At 60.5% G+C, this 17,562-nt stretch carries 17 protein-coding genes and 1 tRNA gene; 12 read left to right on the top strand and 6 right to left on the bottom strand.

The annotated features are described in order from the left end of the window. Positions 1–93 precede the first annotated feature (93 nt). The 8 genes from IP85_RS07740 to pyrC all read left to right on the top strand — a co-directional run bounded on the left by IP85_RS07740 (position 94) and on the right by pyrC (position 8,150). Positions 94–1,176 carry an ABC transporter permease gene (locus tag IP85_RS07740; protein WP_054149100.1) on the top strand — a complete coding sequence of 361 codons (1,083 nt, stop codon included), beginning with the start codon at positions 94–96 and terminating at the stop codon, positions 1,174–1,176. Then, entirely contained in the window at positions 1,176–1,958 is a 783-nt protein-coding gene (locus tag IP85_RS07735; protein WP_054149099.1) for an ATP-binding cassette domain-containing protein, read from the top strand. Before IP85_RS07740 ends, IP85_RS07735 begins: the two co-directional genes overlap by 1 nt. Further along, positions 1,955–2,578 (top strand): nucleoside triphosphate hydrolase, encoded by a 624-nt coding sequence (locus IP85_RS07730; RefSeq protein ID WP_054149098.1) that lies wholly within the window; start codon positions 1,955–1,957, stop codon positions 2,576–2,578. Before IP85_RS07735 ends, IP85_RS07730 begins: the two co-directional genes overlap by 4 nt. 202 nt (positions 2,579–2,780) lie before the next feature. Further along, positions 2,781–3,176, top strand: a complete 396-nt coding sequence (locus tag IP85_RS07725; RefSeq protein WP_054149097.1) for a response regulator — start codon at positions 2,781–2,783, stop codon at positions 3,174–3,176. A gap of 17 nt (positions 3,177–3,193) precedes the next feature. Beyond that, positions 3,194–3,688: a molybdopterin-dependent oxidoreductase gene (locus IP85_RS07720; RefSeq protein WP_054149096.1), complete on the top strand. Its 495-nt coding sequence runs from the start codon at positions 3,194–3,196 to the stop codon at positions 3,686–3,688. Continuing rightward, a complete protein-coding gene (locus IP85_RS07715; RefSeq protein WP_245280830.1) occupies positions 3,685–5,943 on the top strand; it encodes an ATP-binding protein in 2,259 nt (752 codons plus the stop codon). The genes IP85_RS07720 and IP85_RS07715 overlap by 4 nt, the downstream gene beginning before the upstream one ends. Positions 5,944–5,960: 17 nt before the next feature. Beyond that, on the top strand, positions 5,961–7,046 hold the full coding sequence (locus IP85_RS07710; protein WP_054149095.1) for an HD domain-containing phosphohydrolase: 1,086 nt from the start codon (positions 5,961–5,963) through the stop codon (positions 7,044–7,046). 66 nt (positions 7,047–7,112) lie between these two features. Next, entirely contained in the window at positions 7,113–8,150 is a 1,038-nt protein-coding gene (pyrC, locus tag IP85_RS07705; protein ID WP_054149094.1) for a dihydroorotase, read from the top strand. Between the two features lie 69 nt (positions 8,151–8,219). Here the strand turns inward: pyrC and IP85_RS21905 are convergent, their stop codons facing one another. Beyond that, positions 8,220–8,375 carry a DUF3096 domain-containing protein gene (locus IP85_RS21905; RefSeq protein WP_069042418.1) on the bottom strand — a complete coding sequence of 52 codons (156 nt, stop codon included), beginning with the start codon at positions 8,373–8,375 and terminating at the stop codon, positions 8,220–8,222. Positions 8,376–8,504: 129 nt separating this feature from the next. Between IP85_RS21905 and IP85_RS07700 the strand changes: the two genes are divergently transcribed. The 3 genes from IP85_RS07700 to IP85_RS07690 all read left to right on the top strand — a co-directional run bounded on the left by IP85_RS07700 (position 8,505) and on the right by IP85_RS07690 (position 10,857). Further along, positions 8,505–9,197: an orotate phosphoribosyltransferase gene (locus IP85_RS07700; protein ID WP_054149093.1), complete on the top strand. Its 693-nt coding sequence runs from the start codon at positions 8,505–8,507 to the stop codon at positions 9,195–9,197. A 78-nt stretch (positions 9,198–9,275) separates the two neighbouring features. Next, positions 9,276–10,202 carry a carbohydrate kinase gene (locus tag IP85_RS07695; protein WP_054149092.1) on the top strand — a complete coding sequence of 309 codons (927 nt, stop codon included), beginning with the start codon at positions 9,276–9,278 and terminating at the stop codon, positions 10,200–10,202. A gap of 235 nt (positions 10,203–10,437) precedes the next feature. Then, positions 10,438–10,857, top strand: a complete 420-nt coding sequence (locus IP85_RS07690; protein ID WP_054149091.1) for a hypothetical protein — start codon at positions 10,438–10,440, stop codon at positions 10,855–10,857. A gap of 103 nt (positions 10,858–10,960) precedes the next feature. Here the strand turns inward: IP85_RS07690 and pgi are convergent, their stop codons facing one another. Together pgi and IP85_RS07680 are read right to left on the bottom strand one after the other, a co-directional pair. Then, positions 10,961–12,589, bottom strand: a complete 1,629-nt coding sequence (pgi, locus tag IP85_RS07685) for a glucose-6-phosphate isomerase (protein ID WP_054149090.1) — start codon at positions 12,587–12,589, stop codon at positions 10,961–10,963. A 102-nt stretch (positions 12,590–12,691) separates the two neighbouring features. Beyond that, the gene (locus IP85_RS07680; RefSeq protein WP_054149089.1) at positions 12,692–14,398 is read right to left on the bottom strand and encodes a long-chain fatty acid--CoA ligase; all 1,707 of its coding nucleotides are present in this window, start codon (positions 14,396–14,398) and stop codon (positions 12,692–12,694) included. 230 nt (positions 14,399–14,628) lie between these two features. Here IP85_RS07680 and IP85_RS07675 point away from each other — a divergent pair, with 230 nt between their 5' ends. Then, a complete protein-coding gene (locus IP85_RS07675) occupies positions 14,629–15,024 on the top strand; it encodes a PRC-barrel domain-containing protein (RefSeq protein ID WP_054149088.1) in 396 nt (131 codons plus the stop codon). Between the two features lie 232 nt (positions 15,025–15,256). Here IP85_RS07675 and IP85_RS07670 read toward each other — a convergent pair. The 3 genes from IP85_RS07670 to IP85_RS07660 all read right to left on the bottom strand — a co-directional run bounded on the left by IP85_RS07670 (position 15,257) and on the right by IP85_RS07660 (position 17,526). After that, positions 15,257–15,332, bottom strand: a tRNA-Thr gene (locus tag IP85_RS07670). Between the two features lie 124 nt (positions 15,333–15,456). Beyond that, positions 15,457–16,518, bottom strand: a complete 1,062-nt coding sequence (locus IP85_RS07665; RefSeq protein ID WP_054149087.1) for a DUF1176 domain-containing protein — start codon at positions 16,516–16,518, stop codon at positions 15,457–15,459. 48 nt (positions 16,519–16,566) lie between these two features. Beyond that, positions 16,567–17,526 (bottom strand): nitronate monooxygenase family protein, encoded by a 960-nt coding sequence (locus IP85_RS07660; RefSeq protein WP_054149086.1) that lies wholly within the window; start codon positions 17,524–17,526, stop codon positions 16,567–16,569. Between the last annotated feature and the right edge of the window lie 36 nt (positions 17,527–17,562).

Below are 17,562 nucleotides of genomic sequence, written 5' to 3'. Positions count from 1 at the left end.
CGCCGCTAGGCGCAACGCCCGGCCTTTGCGCGGCGGCAGGTCGGGCGTATCCTTCATGTAAAATACTGAGACCAACGGCAGGGAGGATGACCCATGCAGCCGGCCAATCCCGAGACGCGGACCACGCAAGAATTTGAAAAGGTCCTGTCGTCGAGTTCGACCGAAGTCGCCTCGTTCGACCGTCATGAAAAGAGTGCCCTCGAGCGCTTCCAGCATTTCTTGCATTCAAGCCCGGCAGCCGTTGCGCTGATCGTGCTTGTTCTGTCGATCGCCGTCTTCGGCCTTATTCTCGGCGGCAAGTTCTTCTCCGCCTTCACGATGACGCTCATTCTGCAGCAGGTCGCGATTGTCGGGATCGTTGGAGCAGCGCAGACGCTGGTAATCCTGACGAAGGGCATCGATCTCTCGGTCGGCGCCATCATGGTTCTGTCGTCGGTGGTCATGGGCCAGTTTGCCTTCCGCTACGGCCTTCCTCCCGAGCTTGCCGTGATTTGCGGTCTCGGTGTCGGCGCCTTTTGCGGCTTCATCAATGGGGTGCTCGTGGCGCGCATGAAACTGCCGCCCTTCATTGTGACGCTCGGCATGTGGCAGATCGTGCTTGCCACCAACTTCCTTTATTCCGCCAACGAGACGATCCGCAGCCAGGACATCGATGCGAACGCGCCGATCCTTAAGTTCTTCGGGGAGAACATCCGCATGGGCGGCGCGGTACTGACCTATGGCGTTATCGCCATGGTGCTCCTCGTTGCACTCCTCTGGTATGTGCTGAACCACACCGCCTGGGGCCGCCACGTCTATGCGGTCGGTGACGATCCGGATGCGGCGGAACTCGCAGGCGTCAACGTCAAGCGCATGCTGATCTCCGTATACACGCTGTCCGGCCTCATCTGCGCGCTCGCCGGCTGGGCCTTGATCGGCCGAATCGGCTCGGTTTCCCCGACCGCCGGACAGTTTGCCAATATCGAATCCATCACGGCCGTGGTGATCGGCGGCATTTCGCTCTTTGGCGGGCGTGGCTCGATCCTCGGCATGATCTTCGGCGCGCTGATCGTCGGTGTCTTCCAGCTCGGCCTGCGCCTGATCGGCACGGACCCGCAATGGACCTATCTCTTGATCGGCGTTCTCATCATCGCCGCCGTGGCAATCGACCAGTGGATCAGAAAGGTAGCAGGCTGATGACCCAGGAACCCATTCTCACAGCCCGCGGCCTGGTCAAGCGTTACGGCCGCGTCACCGCCCTCGATCAGGCAGACTTCGATCTCTATCCCGGCGAAATCCTCGCGGTCATCGGTGACAACGGGGCCGGCAAGTCTTCGCTGATCAAGGCGATCTCCGGTGCCGTTTCGCCTGATGAGGGCGAGATCAGGCTCGAAGGCAAGCAGATCAACTTCCGCTCGCCGATCGATGCGCGTAATGCCGGCATCGAGACCGTGTACCAGAACCTCGCTCTGTCGCCGGCGCTCTCGATTGCCGACAACATGTTCCTCGGCCGCGAACTGCGCAAACCGGGCATCATGGGTAGCGTATTCCGTAAGCTGGACCGGCCGGCGATGGAGAAGATCGCCCGCGACAAGCTGTCCGAACTCGGCCTGATGACGATCCAGAACATCAATCAGGCGGTGGAGACGCTCTCAGGCGGCCAGCGCCAGGGTGTGGCAGTCGCGCGTGCGGCGGCCTTCGGCTCCAAGGTCATCATCCTCGATGAGCCTACGGCCGCACTCGGGGTCAAGGAGAGCCGCAAGGTACTCGAACTGATCCTTGACGTCCGCTCGCGCGGCCTGCCGATCGTGCTGATCAGTCACAACATGCCGCATGTCTTCGAGGTTGCCGATCGCATCCACGTTCACCGTCTCGGAAAGCGTCTCTGCGTCATCAATCCTAAGGACTACACCATGTCGGATGCCGTCGCCTTCATGACCGGCGCCCGTCCGGCCCCAGAGGTCGAGCGCGCCGCATGACGCCGGTGCTGGATGATCTGATCACCGAGATCGAGCGGCGGGCGCAGGATGGCGTCCGCCTGCTCGTAGCTGTGGCCGGACCACCAGGCGCGGGTAAGTCAACTTTGGCGGATCGTTTGCATCAAACTCTGACGGAGAGGGGCCACCGTAGCGCGGTTTTACCGATGGATGGCTTCCACCTCGACAATGCGATCCTTGAAGAGCGCGGTGACATCGCCCGCAAGGGCGCTCCGCATACTTTCGACATCAGGGGCCTGGGCGACATCCTGAGAGCCGTCAAGGCCGGCGGTGAAGTCTTCACGCCCGTCTTCGATCGTGACCGCGAACTCGCCATCGCCGCCGCGCGATGCATTGTCGCGGAAGATCGCATCGTCATTGCCGAGGGCAATTATCTCCTGCTGCAGCAGGGGCGCTGGGCGAGCCTGGCGGATCTCTTCGACCTTACCGTCATGGTTGCGCCGCCGATCAGTGAACTGGAGCGCAGGCTCGTAGCACGCTGGACCCATTATGGTCTCACACCGGCACAGATCGAAGCGAAAGTGGAAGGCAATGATTTGCCCAATGGTAGGCTCGTCATCGAGCGCAGCGCGGCGGCCGATTTCACCTTCAATACGCTGTGAACACGCCCGTCTCAAGGTGTAGTCGAGCCTGCGAAAATTCTTAAGTTCTAATTAAATGTGCCATCGGTAAAATTGTACCGGTTTGGTTCAGCGAATTTCAGCCTCCCCCTGATACAACTCCTCCATGAAAGGTTAACGCAGTTCCCGTCCGGCCTGGAAGGCTGACGGAGCCTGGGCTGGGCGTGTTCATGGGGGTTTGGAAATGGCCATACTAATTGTCGAAGACAATCCGACCAATGCGATGATCATCAAGCATCTCGCAAAGAAGGTCACCGTTGAAGAGATCAAGGTTGCCGGCGATGGCAACACGGCTCTGATGCTGTGTCATGCCGAGAACTTCGAAATGTTGATTGTCGACCACATGCTGCCGGGCATGTCCGGGCTTCAGTTTGTCAAGGCCGTGCGCCTGATGGACCGTTACCGTGATGTTCCTGTGGTGATGGTGACGGCAGACGACGAGCCGCGTCTTCGCGAGGAAGCAAAGGCAGCCGGTATCACGGACTTCCTGCACAAGCCGGTTGAAGCGGTCGCCTTCCGCAAGCTGCTTTCGGATCACATCGGCGCAGGCGCCGTGCATCCGGAACTGCGTTCGGCCTGATCGGAAGGAGCTGCACCATGAAAAGCATTATCGCTACGATACTTGCAATCGGTCTCTCTGCAACGGCCGCCCTGGCGCTGGAAGCGCCGAGCGGACCGGTCGTGCTGACCGTGACGGGCAAGATCTCCAATACCAACGCCGGTGACGCCGCTCAGTTCGACATGGCGATGCTGGAGAAGCTGAAAGGCCGCAAGGGCGAGATGGAAACGCCCTGGACAACTGGCAGGGTGACCTTCGAAGGCCCGCTCCTGCGCGAAATCCTCGCTGCAGTCGGTGCGACCGGCACGAATTTGAAGGTCCGCGCCCTGAACGACTACGCCGCCGATGTGCCGGCAGAAGATGCCAAGCTCGACACGATCCTCGCCACCAAGATTGATGGCAAGCCCATGTCGATCCGCGACAAGGGCCCGCTGATGCTGGTCTATCCATTCGATCTGAATGCAGACCTGTTCAACGAGAAGTATTTCTCGCGGTCTGTCTGGCAGATCAAGGAAATCGAGGTCGGCCAGTGACACTGACAGGCGCCAAAGCCCGGAAATTTGCAGGCGGAGGCACCGTTGCCTTCGTTCTGCAGACCGTGTCTGCAGTGCTTTTGATCGTGCTTCTGGTTCTCTTTGTCGATATCGCGCGCCAATACCGGATCATGGAGGATGGCGTCCGCGAAAATTCGCTCTGGTCGGTCTATCAACTGGACCGCGAAGTACGACAGTTCAGTCATAGCCTGAGCAGCGCGAAAGCCGATCCACAGGATCCGCAACTGCTCGACGATCTGTCCCTGCGCTACGACATCCTCTATTCCCGCGTCTCGATCCTCGATCAAGCGAAGTTCGGGACCTACTTCTCCGGCGACGAGCTTATTCGCGGCTACATCGCCGCCGTGACGGAAGGTGTCCGCAAGGTCCAGCCGATCTTTGATGACTATGCGGACGGGATAACTCCGACCTCCGGGCAGCTGCAGGAACTCGACACTGCACTGGTTTCCATGGGCCGCGTGGCAGAGGATTTCCTGCTTTACACCAATACCCGTGTCAGCCACGAGCGCGCCGATAGCCGGTCAACGATCCTCAGCCTGGAGCGAACCTCCACCGTCATGCTGAGCCTGCTGATGGTGTCGGTGGTCTTCCTCGTCATTACGCTCAATCGACAGCTTCGCTCGGTCCGGCAGTCGAGCCATGAATTGCAGGTCATGGCAACTCAATTGAGTGAGGCCTATGAAGCGGCTGACGCCGGCAACCGCGCGAAGTCGCAATTCATGGCCACCATGGGCCACGAGATCCGTACGCCGCTGAATGCGATCCTCGGCATGTCGGAACTGCTCGAGCTTTCGGAACTGCCTGACGACACGATCCAGAGCGTCAAAACCATCCGCTCGTCTGGCGAGGCCCTGCTCGAGATCATCAACGAGATCCTCGACTTCTCCAAGATCGAGCACGGCAAGCTCGAGCTGGAGGAGCGTGCCTTCGACGTCTGCGCGCTCGCTGAAAGCACGGTCAGCATCATCCGCGGCCGCGCCGACGATCACGAGAACACGGTGATCCTCGACCTGCCGGATTCCCTGCAGGCGCTCTACGTCAAGACCGACCCGACGCGTCTGCGCCAGGTTCTCCTCAACCTCCTGTCGAATGCCGTCAAGTTCACCCATCACGGCACGGTGACGCTGCGCCTGCGCGACTTCTACCGCGAAGGCAAACTGATGATCCGCTTCGAGGTGGAAGATACGGGCATCGGCATCGATGAGGCCGGCCTCGACAAGCTGTTCAAGCCCTTTTCCCAGGTCGATGCCTCGATCAGCCGTCGCTATGGCGGCACCGGTCTCGGCCTCACCATCTGCAAGCAGATCGTCGAGAAGCTGGGCGGCGAGCTCGGCATGAGCAGCACGGTCGGTGTCGGCTCGATCTTCTGGTTCGAACTGGGCGTTGTCCCGGTAACCCGCGAAGAAGCGAACGGTCTCGCCGCTCAGGTCGTCGCCGAAGAGACGTTGCCGCGATGCCGCATCCTGTTGGTCGAAGACAACAAGGTGAACCAGATTGTCGCCACCCGTTTCCTGGCGCGCCTGGGCCAGGATGTCGAGATTGCCAATGACGGTGCTGAAGCCGTGTCCATTTCTCGAGAGCAGCGCTTCGATTTGATCCTCATGGACATGCAGATGCCTGTCATGGACGGCATCGAGGCGACGAAGCGCATCATTGCCGAGCGCGGCCCCTCTGCCGATGTGCCGATCATCGCCATGACCGCAAACGCTTCTGACGACGATCGACGCCGTTGCCTTGATGCGGGCATGCAGGGATTTGAATCCAAGCCAGTGACACTTGAGAGATTGAAGAAAATGATTGCCCACACGACGTCTTCCGCACGCGAAAGTGCGCCGGCAGCGGGCACGACGACGGCCCCGCAGAAGCTTGAATTGCCTGAACTGGATTTTGCCGAGATCCCGCTTCACATGCCCGCCCTCGGCATCGAGGGGCTGGACGAAGCGCGTCACGCCGAACTGGTGGATGCCTTGGGCGAAGAGGTGTTCCAGGAGCTGGTGGAATCCTTCTTCGACGATGCGACCAGTCTGCTCGATGAGCTGAACGAGGCCCTTCGCCGCAACGACCCTGAGAAAATCGACCGTGTCCTGCACACCATCAAGGGCGCAGCCTCGAATGTCGGGCTCAATGATCTGGCCGTAAAGGCCCACGCGTTGCGCAGCCAGAGACCGGTTGCCGCGGATATCGAAATGCTGGGCGAGGAAATTCTCGCTCTGAAATTCAAACTGGTTGCCTGAGAAGCACGGAGGCGTTCATGCGTATTTTGTTGGTGGACGACAACAGCACCAATCTGAAGCTCCTGACGAAGCTCGTCGGTAAGCTCGATCACTGCGAAGCCTTGCCTTTTGCGAGCCCCGATTCCGTGCTGTCAGCCCTGCCGGAGCTCGATTTCGACATTGCCATCATCGATTACCAGATGCCGGTGTATAACGGGGTGGAGCTCTATACGGAGATCGTCCGTTTCGAGAAATATGCCAACGTCCCGGTGATCTTCGTCACCGCCGATAAGGACATGACGACCCGCATGGCGGCTCTCAATGCCGGTGCGATCGATTTCCTGACCAAGCCGGTGAACCCGGTCGAGTTTCAGGCGCGTGTGCAGAATATCGTCAGCCTTTCCCGTGCCCGTCGCCAGCTTGCCGACCAGGCCGAGTGGCTTCGCCGCGAGGTCGAACGTGCCGTGGGCGAACTGCGCGAGCGCGAGCAGGAGATCATCCATCGCCTGACCCTCGCTGCCGAGTACAAGGATCCGGAGACGGCCCGCCACACATTGCGTGTCGCTGCCTATTCGGAAGCGATCGCGATCGAGCTGGGTCTGCCGAGCCATGTCTGCCACGACATCCGGCTGGCGGCTCCCATGCACGATATCGGCAAGGTCGCGATGCCCGACACGGTTCTTCTGAAGCAGGGGCGTCTGACGGAAGCCGAATATCGCCAGATGCAGTCGCATGCAGAAATCGGCAGCGACATTCTCGGGCGCTCCCGTTCCTCGCTTCTGCAACTGGCCTCGGAGATTGCGGCCAGCCACCATGAGCGCTGGGACGGGCAGGGCTATCCGAACCGTCTCGTCGGGACCGCAATCCCGATCTCCGGGCGCATCGTCTGCGTTGCCGACAACTTCGACGCGCTGACGACGGAACGCCCTTACAAGCCGGCCTGGAGCTTCGAGCGTACCGTCGAGCATATCCTCGGCCGCGCTGGCACCCAGTTCGATCCGGATTGTGTGGCCGCCTTCGAGCGGGCGCTTCCGCGGATCCAGGCGATCATGGAGCAGGATCGCCGTGAGCAGATGGAGGAAGCGGAAAAGACGATCGTATCAGCGAACGAACGGGTCGCCTGATCCTTTGATCCGGCGGGATGGACATGCTAAGGGCGGCGAGTTCTCGTCAAGCCGGAGGCTCGCCCCATGTCATCCCTCACTATCCGCCGCCCCGACGACTGGCATCTGCATCTGCGCGATGGTGCGATGCTGGAAGGCGTGATCGGCGACACCAGCCGCCACTTCGCCCGTGCGATCATCATGCCAAACCTCGTGCCGCCGGTGGTGACGACCGATGACGCCCGAGCCTATCGCGAGCGGATCCTGAAGGCGGTGCCACAGGGCGACCGCTTCGAGCCGTTGATGACGCTCTATCTCACGGAACACACCAATCCCTATGACGTGGAAGAGGGCAAACGCTCCGGCCTGATCACGGCGGTGAAGCTCTACCCGGCCGGTGCCACGACCAATTCCCATGGCGGCGTACGCGACATGGAAAAGGCCATGCCCGTGCTGGAGCGCATGGCAAAGGTCGGGCTGCCGCTCTGCGTCCATGGCGAGGTGACGACGCCCGAAGTCGACATCTTCGACCGCGAAAAGGTCTTTATCGATACGGTTCTCGATCCGCTGCGCAAGCGCCTGCCGGAACTGAAGGTCACGATGGAGCACGTGACCACCGAGGACGGCATCGAGTATATCCGCTCGGCCGAGCGCAATCTCGCCGGCTCGATCACCACCCATCATCTGATCATCAACCGCAACGACATTCTCGTCGGCGGTATCCAGCCGCATTACTATTGCCTGCCGGTTGCCAAGCGCGAGAACCACCGTCAGGCGCTGCGTAAGGCTGCCGTCTCCGGCGATGCCAGGTTCTTCCTCGGTACCGATAGCGCGCCGCATGTCGACCCGCTGAAGGAATGCGCCTGCGGCTGCGCCGGCATCTATACCTCGATTAACACGATGAGCTGCCTTGCCCATGTCTTCGAACAGGAGAATGCGCTTGATAAGCTCGAGGCATTCACCTCGCTGAACGGACCGGCCTGGTATGGCCTGCCCGCAAACGAAGAGACCATTACCCTGGTGAAGCGCACAGAGCCGATCGAGTTTCCGGGCAAGATCTTCACGGGCGCCGGGCCGGTGACGGTCTTCGATCCTAAATTCCCGCTGCACTGGGATGTCGCCTGAACCGAAAAATGCCTCGCTGATAACGCGAGGCATTTCTTTGAAGGCGTGGAGGGGCTGAAACAGCCTGCGTCAGGTTCCGAGCGAGCCGAGCTGCGGCCAGAGGCCAAGCACGCCGATAACGATAAGATAGATCGCGACCACATAGTTCAAAAGGCGCGGCATGATGAGAATGAGAATGCCGGCGATGAGAGCGATGAGCGGCTGAATGACGAGCATGTTGTCCATGGAGATTTGTCCTTCGTGGATGGTGAGCCGTAAAGATCTGTCGAGGCTGATTGTTCCATGCCACGCCCATCTGGCGGGTCGCCCGGCTAGCTGCTATTGCCGAAGAAACCAGACAGACAGGAGCGCCCGATGATCCAGACCCCCTTCACCGATCCCGCCGTGATGGCCGAACTCGTGGCGAAGATGCTCTGGGAGATCAAGGCGGTACATTTCAATGCGGCCGAGCCCTATAAGCTTTCCTCGGGCATGAAGAGCCCCGTTTACATCGATTGCCGCAAACTCCTCTCATACCCGCGCGTGCGCTCGACCGTGATGGATTTTGCCGCAGCGACGCTCATGCGTAATGCCGGTTTCGAGCAGTTCGACTGCATCGCGGGTGGCGAGACGGCGGGTATTCCCTTTGCAGCACTTCTCGCCGATCGCCTCGGTCTGCCGATGATCTATGTGCGCAAAGCCCCGAAGGGCCACGGCCGCAACGCCCAGATCGAGGGCCACATGCCGGAAGGGTCGCGCGTTCTCGTGATCGAGGACCTGACGACGGCCGGCGGCAGCATGTTCAAATTCATCGATGCCATCAGGGCTGCCGGCGGCGTGGTCGATCACGGCATCGCGCTCTTCTTCTACGGCATCTTCCCCGAGGCTCTGGAGCGCTTCGATGATGGCAAGGTGAAGCTCCACTACATCGCCACCTGGCGCAATGTCCTGGCCGTCGCCCGCGAACAGAAACTGTTCGACGAGAAGACGCTGTCGGAGGTCGAGGCCTTCCTCGATGCCCCGCTCGAATGGTCGGGTCGCAATGGTGGGATTTCGTCACTCGCCTGAGCGAATGCCCAAAGTCGCACTGGAAAATAAGAGCGGCTTCGTTTAAATCGATTGAAACGGAATCCTTGGGAGGTCGAGATGATCCTGTGTTGCGGCGAAGCGCTGATCGACATGTTGCCACGCGAAACCACGCTCGGCGAGCGCGCCTTTGCGCCCTATGCCGGCGGCGCTATCTTCAACACGGCAATTGCGCTTGGCCGTCTGGGCATCAAGACAGGCTTCTTTACCGGCCTCTCCGACGACATGCTGGGCGACATTCTGCGCGACACGCTGAAATCCTCCGGCGTCGATTTCAGCTATTGCGCCACGCTCTCGCGCCCTTGCACGATTGCGCTGGTCAAGCTGACCAACGGCCAGGCTTCCTATGCCTTCTACGACGAAAACACGGCAGGCCGGATGATCACCGAAGCTGATCTGCCCACGCTCGATGACAGCTGCGAGGCCCTGCATTTCGGCGCGATCAGCCTGATCCCGGAACCCTGCGGCTCGACCTACGAGGCGCTGATGACCCGCGAGCACAAGACCCGCGTGATCTCGCTCGACCCGAACATCCGCCCCGGCTTCATCAAGGACAAGCCGGCTCACCAGGCCCGCATCGCCCGCATGGCCGATATGTCCGACATCCTGAAATTCTCCGACGAAGACCTCGATTGGTTCGATCTCCAGGGCACCCAGGACGAACGTGCCGCCCACTGGCTGACGCGCGGCGCCAAGCTCGTGGTGCTGACCAAGGGCGCGGAAGGCGCGACAGCCTACACCGCCAATTTCAAGGTCTCGGTGCCCTCGAACAAGGTCGAAGTCGTCGACACCGTCGGCGCTGGCGACACGTTTGATGCGGGCATTTTGGCTTCCCTGAAGCGTCAGGGATTGCTGACCAAGGAGACGGTAGCAAAGCTCTCGGAAGAGGCTGTGCGCGAGGCACTGACGGTAGGCGCCAAGGCTGCGGCCGTGACTGTGTCGCGAGCAGGGGCAAATCCGCCGACGGCGGCTGAGATTGGGTTCTGAGACGGACGAGACCGCAAGGATCGCCATACGATTTGCGTAGCGTCTTGCAAGGGCGGGTGTATCCTGCCTGCCGATGCCGGGGCATCTCTACATGAATCAACGTAAAGTTGGCGCCGTCCGCGAGAACTAGCAGACACGCAGGTCACTCCGTTCCGAACAGTAAAATACAGTCTGAAAAATTAAGTCCCGGGCAACGTCTCCACCATAGATTGTGTTTGGCTGTTGGAGGCGGGAAATGAACCTTTATTCGAAGTTTAAGTCATTGTGCTTTGCGGTTTTAATCGCAGCTGCAGGTGTCGCTTCTGCAAAAGCCGGAGAATTCGAAGGGACCTGGCGCCAAATGAAGTCCAGCGCCGGTGAATGTCGCAAGTGCTCGCTCACCATCACCCGGGTTGGAGATGGGCTGAAAGTCATTGCCAACAACGACTGGTATGCAGCGGCCGTACCTGTTCCTAAACGTACGGCAGCCGAGTTGCCTTCTGCGCTGGGCACTGGCGTTTGGAAGAACGGAGGTCAGAAAAAGTCAATGAAAATTGCGCTGATCCGAGATCAGGACGAGCTTCAGGTGCTGCTAATTGTCGGAGGAGGCGCTAGCGCTCAGACGATAGCCGCAACTTTCCGAAAGCGCGTTCAAGCTTCAGGAAGCGGAGGTTAAGGCCACGGTAATCGTGGTTCGAGGCACGATGGCCGAAATCTCTCCGCGAAACTGAGGATCAAAGAGCAGCCTGTTACAGGCAATACCTCGATCCCCCGTCTCCTCAGCCCATCTTCCGCTCCGCCAGCGCCGAGACCAGCCCAACCGTCGAGCTGTCATGCCCGGTCGCGGCGACCTTGCCCTGCACTACCGGAAGCAGACCCGTTGCCAGCTCCTTGCCGAGCTCCACGCCCCATTGGTCAAATGAGTTGATGCGGAAGACGACGCCTTCGACGAAGACGCGGTGTTCGTAGAGCGCGATAAGGCGGCCCAGCGTGAAGGGGGTCAGTTGCTCGTAGACGAAGGTGATCGACGGACGATTGCCGGAGAAGACGCGGTGTGGGGCGAGGAAGTCGGCTTCTTCGCTGGCAACACCCTTGGCGGTCAACTGGCTCTTGGCCTCAGTCAGCGTGCGGCCCTTCATCAGGGCTTCCGATTGTGCCAGGCAATTGGCGATCAAGAGTTCGTGCTGGTGGCGCAATTCCGGCTCGAAGCCGTTGGCGGCGATCAGGAATTCGGCCGGGATGACGCTCGTGCCCTGGTGGATGAGCTGGTAGAAGGCATGCTGGCCATTGGTGCCGGGTTCGCCCCAGACGACAGGCCCCGACGCGCCCTGGACCGGCTTTCCGTCGATGGTGACGCTCTTGCCGTTCGATTCCATGTCCAGCTGCTGCAGATAGGCCGGGAAGCGTGACAGCCGCTGGTCATAGGGCAGGATCGCCCGCGTCGCATAGTTCAGCACGTTGCGATGATAGACGCCAAGCGCGCCGAGCAGCATCGGTAGGTTCGCACGGAAGGGGGCGTTGCGGAAATGCTCGTCCATCGCATGGCCGCCGGCAAGGAAATCGCCGAAATTGTCGGGCCCGATCGCGATCATCAGCGGCAGGCCGATGGCCGACCAGATCGAATAACGCCCGCCGACCCAGTCCCAGAAACCGAAGACGCGGGATGCATCGATGCCGAAGGCCGCGACCTTGTCGAGCGCGGTCGAGACAGCGCAGAAATGGTGGCCGACAGCCGCTTCCCCGAGTGCATCGGCGATGAAAGCGCGCGCCGTCTGGGCATTCGTCATCGTCTCGATGGTGGTGAAGGTCTTCGACGCCACGATGAAGAGCGTGGTCTCGGGTGCAAGCGTCTTCAGCGTGTCGGCAATATGCGCGCCGTCGATATTGGAGACGAAATGCAGGCGCGGGCCGTCATGGAAGGGCGAGAGCGCAAGCGTCGCCATGACAGGCCCGAGATCCGAGCCGCCAATACCGATATTGACGACGTCCGTGATCGCCTTGCCGGTGGCACCCTTCATCTCGCCAGAGCGAATGCCATCGGCAAACTTGCCCATGGCGTCGAGCACGCCGTTCACGTCAGGCATGACATCGCGCCCATCGACCATGACGGGACGGTTGGAGCGGTTGCGCAGCGCCGTGTGGAGAACGGCGCGCCCCTCGGTGAAATTGATCGGTGCGCCCGAGAACATCTCGTCGCGCTTTTCGGCGACCCCGGCCGTCACCAGCAGCTGCTCGAGCTGATCGAGCACCTCGTCGTTTACGGCGCATTTGGAGTAATCCATCATGAGGTCGTCGAGCGAAGCGGAAAACCGGCTGAAGCGCTCAGGATCGGCGGCAAAGGCGGCGCGCAGGTCTTCGGCATGGGTGGCGGCGACCGTGCTCGTCAGCGTGTCGATGATGGATTGCATCGGAATGTCCCTGGTTCGACGATGATGCCGGGGACCTTATTAGCGAGTTGAGACGGGATCAAGACGAAGGGGAGGCTAGAGCCTCCCCAAATTTAAATCGATTTATTTTCCGTCTCGCAACTCGCGCCGCAGGATCTTGCCGACATTGGTTTTCGGCAGTTCGGTGCGGAATTCGATATAGCGCGGCCGCTTGTAGTTGGTGAGATTGGCGGCGCAATGCGCCTTCAGCTCGTCGATGGTCAGGTTCTCGTCCTTCTTGACCACGAAGAGCTTCACCGCTTCGCCCGAATGCTCGTCCGGCACGCCGACGGCGGCACATTCGAGCACGCCGGCATGCATGACAGCCACTTCCTCGATCTCGTTCGGATAGACGTTGAAGCCGGAGACGAGGATCATGTCCTTCTTGCGGTCGACGATCTTCACATAGCCGCGTTCGTCCATCAGGCCCATGTCGCCGGAGCGGAAGAAGCCGTCGTCGCTCATCACCTTGGCGGTCTCTTCCGGGCGCTGCCAATAGCCTGCCATGACCTGAGGGCCGCGGATGCAGATTTCGCCGACTTCGCCGATCGCCATCGTGACGCCGTCCTCGTCACGGATCTCGATGTCGGTAGAAGGCAGCGGCAGGCCGATCATGCCGGTGAACTCACGCGCATCGAGGCGGTTGACGGTCGCAACCGGCGATGTCTCGGAGAGGCCATAGCCTTCTGTGATCGGACGCCCCGTCATCTCCAGCCAGCGCTCGGCCACCGGTCGCTGGATCGCCATGCCGCCGCCGAGCACAAGCATCAGCGACGAGAAGTCGATCTTCTTGAATTCGGGGTTGTTCATCATCGCGTTGAACAGCGTATTCAGGCCCGGGAAGACATGCGCCTTGAAGCTCTGCAGCTCCTTGATGAAGGCCGGGATGTCGCGCGGATTGGCGATCAGCAGGTTGTGAGCACCGAGCGCCACGCCCATCAGCGAATTCACGGTCAGCGCGAAAATATGGTAGAGCGGCAGCGCGCAGACGAAGTTCAGAACGTCCGGGCGGTTCTGCCCGGCAAAGGCGGCTTCCAGCCAGAGCGCAATCTGCTGCTTGTTGGCGAGCAGGTTGGCATGGGTAAGCGTCGCGCCCTTGGAAACCCCCGTGGTGCCTCCGGTATACTGCAGAAAGGCGACGTCGCTGGACACCACGTCAACTGGCTTCAATGTGAGCTTTTCGCCTTCGGTCAGCATCGCCTTGAAGCCCTTGTGACCCGGGATCGACCAGGCCGGCACCAGCTTTTTGACCTTGCGCACGACGAGGTTGACGATGTGGCCCTTCAAGCCCAGCATATCTCCCATCGTGCAAACCACGACATGCTTGACGTCCGTGCGTGACACCACCTGCTCCACCGTATGGGCGAAGTTTTCCAGAACGATGATTGCCTTGGCGCCCGAATCCTTGAGCTGGTGCTCGAGTTCGCGCGGGGTATAGAGCGGGTTGACATTCACGACCGTCATGCCGGCGCGCAGGATGCCGTAGACGGTGACCGGATTCTGCAGGATGTTCGGCGTCATGACGGCAACGCGGTCGCCCTTGACGAGGCCCTTCGACTGCAGCCAGGCCCCGACCTTGCGGGACTGCTGTTCCAGTTCGCGGAAGGTCATGCCGCGGCCCATGCTGGAGAAGGCGAGGCGGTCGGCAAATTTCGCGCAGCTCGCTTCGAAAAGCGCCCCGAGCGAGGGATGCGCATGCGGCGCGATCTCGGCCGGAACCGATGCCGGATAGGAGTTGACCCAGATTTTTTCCGCGGCGCGGCCGCTGAGGCGGCTCAGAGTTTCCGTCATGTAATCCTCCCGAAAATCATTGGTCTGCCGGCACGCCCTTTCGGGACTGGTTCCTCCTCAGGTCCCGAAAGCTTATGCTTTCGCACCGGCAGTGCAAGTGTGAGAACGCTATATAACCTTGACGTAAACGTCAACATTCTGTCGCTTGGCTGTTCAAGTGGTTTGTGGGGAACCATGCTCGAGGGCCACCCGTTACCTCTTTCATCGACAACCAAGAAGGAGGACTTCTCATGTTGCAGGAAAAACGAAACACCGCCGCCGGCCAGGATCCTTACGTCAAGGACACCCCGAGCCTGATCGCCAGCGACAAGGTCGAAGGCACTGCCGTCTATGGCCGCGATGGTGACCGTATCGGCTCCATCCAGCGCGTTATCCTCGAGAAGAAGGGTGGACGCGTTGCCTACGCCGTCCTTGGCTTCGGCGGCTTCTGGGGAATTGGCGACGACTATTATCCGCTCCCCTGGGAAAAGCTCACTTATGACGAGAGCCTCGACGGCTATCGCATCGATCTGACCAAGGAACAGGTCGAGGGGGCACCGCGCGCCCGCGACGATAGCGATGAGTGGTATCGCAACAATGGTCGCTCGGTCTACGACTACTATGGTGTTCCGCCATACTGGATCTGATCGGCCGATCACCAATCGAATAGACGGAAGGGCCTCGCTTGTCGGGGCCCTTTTGCCGTTCGTGTCGATGGAATTGGGCAAGGTGGACGGCAGCGTAATCGCGCTGCAGCAGGAGAGACGTCAATCAACCCGCCCGAGCCCGTACTAAAGTTTACGGCACTCGCGCCCGACGGCGCTCATTGCACAGAATGTCTCGGCGGGGAAGGGAAGGGCCTTAGAATATTTCAGGAAATGGTGCCGCTTGCAGGACTCGAACCTGCGACCCCATCATTACGAATGATGTGCTCTACCACCTGAGCTAAAGCGGCCAGCGCTGGAGCGGGAAAATCCCGTCGCGTTTGGTGAGGGGCTGATACAGGGATTGTCCGCTGATTTCAAGACGCATTTCGGCGGCCGCGGAAAAATTCCGCAGCCGCCCTGTTTGCTTTCCGATTATCGGAGAGGCCAGGACTTCGGCCAGTTTGCAGGATCAACGGCCTCGTTTTCATCGATCTCGGCCGGGCAGTCCCTGAACGCCTCCTCGACGAGCACGAGTTGCGGGCCCATTGCGCCTTTTGCGAATTTCCATTCGTTGTAGGTTCCGCAATCGCCCACGCCGCGTCCCTTGAAGAAGGCGGAGAAGGTCTTCGCCTCGTAATCATAACTCAGATTGAAGACGCTGGTGACGGCACTCGGTGCGCCCTCCTGCATCGTCGGGAAAGGCAGTGTAGATACCGTGCCATAGACTTCCACGAAGACGGCATAGGGAAAGTTGTAGGCGCCGCCCATGCCGCAGGGCGTAACATAAAGTGTCTGCTCCTCGGCGATTTTGTGGGCAAGCGCGTTGCCGTCAAGCATGGCTTCTTCCGTTTCCGCGCATTCGCCCCCATCGGCGAAGCGGGCGCGGACAGTCTCTGGAAAGTCAGCGAAGCGGCGGATGTCCAATACCGGCGGCGGCGGATTTGGGGCCTTCTCACCCTTTGCGCTCATGGCATCGACGTGACCTACACGTTTCTGGAACTCGTCGATGAACAGCAGGCTCGCGGCAGCACCCGCAAGCGGGACGTCGCCTTCTGCGGTCATTTGACTGCGGGAAATGGTGATCTTGGCCGTTGTGCCGTTCTTCAGGCTGTCGATGAGGCCGCTGCCGATGAAGTCGCCGGACAGCGAGAGAACGGCGGCATTTGCGTCGATCGCGATTTCGCTGTCCTTGAAGGTTGCTGGCGCACCGCCGTCGATCGAAATCGCAACAGTCAGCTCACCCTCATCCTCAAGAAGAGCACTCTCGGAAGGGGAAATCAAAAGCGCGACGGGCGCTTCCGGCAAGCCACTGCGCTGCAGCTCCAAGCCCGAGATGGGGTTGTCGGAGATGAATTGGCGCATGCTGCAGGACAGCGTCTGCGAGCAACTCACCTGCCAGGATTTGAACTCCTTGTAGGCGCCGTCGGCAGCGTTGACGGCAAAGGAGCTGCCGGCCAGAGCGGCAAGCGTGAGGCTCAGGGTTGATAGACGCATGTGGGGTCCCCGCAAATCAGTGTTGCGGGGACGCTAGCAGTGCCGGTCTCAGCCGCAAATCGCCTTCTTTGCGCCTATATATTCGCGCTCCAACCGATCGACCACGGCAGCGACCGGCTCGACGGCCTTCACCGCCCCGATGCCCTGGCCGCAGCCCCAGATGTCCTTCCAGGCCTTGGCGCCTGTGGTCGCCTTGTCGAAGTCCATCTTCGAGGGATCGGCTACCGGCAGATTGTCAGGGTCCATGCCGGCGGCGACGATCGATGGCTTCAGATAGTTGCCGTGAATGCCGGTAAAGTAGTTGGAGTAGACAATATCGTTGGCATGCGCATCGACGATTGCCTGCTTGTACTCGTCAGAGGCGCGGGCCTCTTCCGTCGCAATGAAGGGCGAGCCGATATAAGCCATGTCGGCGCCCATTGCCTGGGCAGCGAGCACCGCACCGCCATTGGCAATCGCGCCGGCGAGCAAAAGCGGTCCATCGAACCATTCACGGATTTCCTGGACGAGGGCAAAAGGCGAGAGCGTTCCGGCGTGGCCGCCCGCTCCCGTCGCCACCGCAATCAGCCCGTCTGCGCCCTTGCGGATCGCCGAATTGGCATGGCGGTTGTTGATCACGTCATGCAGCACGATACCGCCATAGGAATGCACCGCGGCATTCACCTCCGGCACGGCGCCGAGCGAGGAGATGACGATGGGCACCTTGTATTTGACGCACATCATCAGGTCATGCTCAAGCCGCTTGTTCGACATGTGCACGATCTGGTTCACTGCGAAGGGGGCGGCCGGGCGATCCGGGTTCTTCGCATTGTGAGCGGCGAGTTCCTCGGTGATTTCGGCCAGCCATTCGTCGAGTTGCGCCTCAGGCCGGGCATTCAGCGCCGGGAACGAGCCGACGATTCCCGCCTTGCACTGGGCGAGCGTCAGTTTCGGATGTGATATGATGAAGAGCGGCGAGGCGACGACGGGGAGCCTCAGATTGTCTTTCAGGATCGGCGGCAGGGCCATCACTTCACCTCCCATGAAGTTTACGTTTACGCAAAC

Origin of the sequence: Rhizobium sp. AAP116, assembly GCF_001295785.1 — a bacterium.
Taxonomy (GTDB): Bacteria; Pseudomonadota; Alphaproteobacteria; order Rhizobiales; family Rhizobiaceae; genus Allorhizobium.
This window is presented reverse-complemented; position numbering and strand designations above follow the sequence as displayed.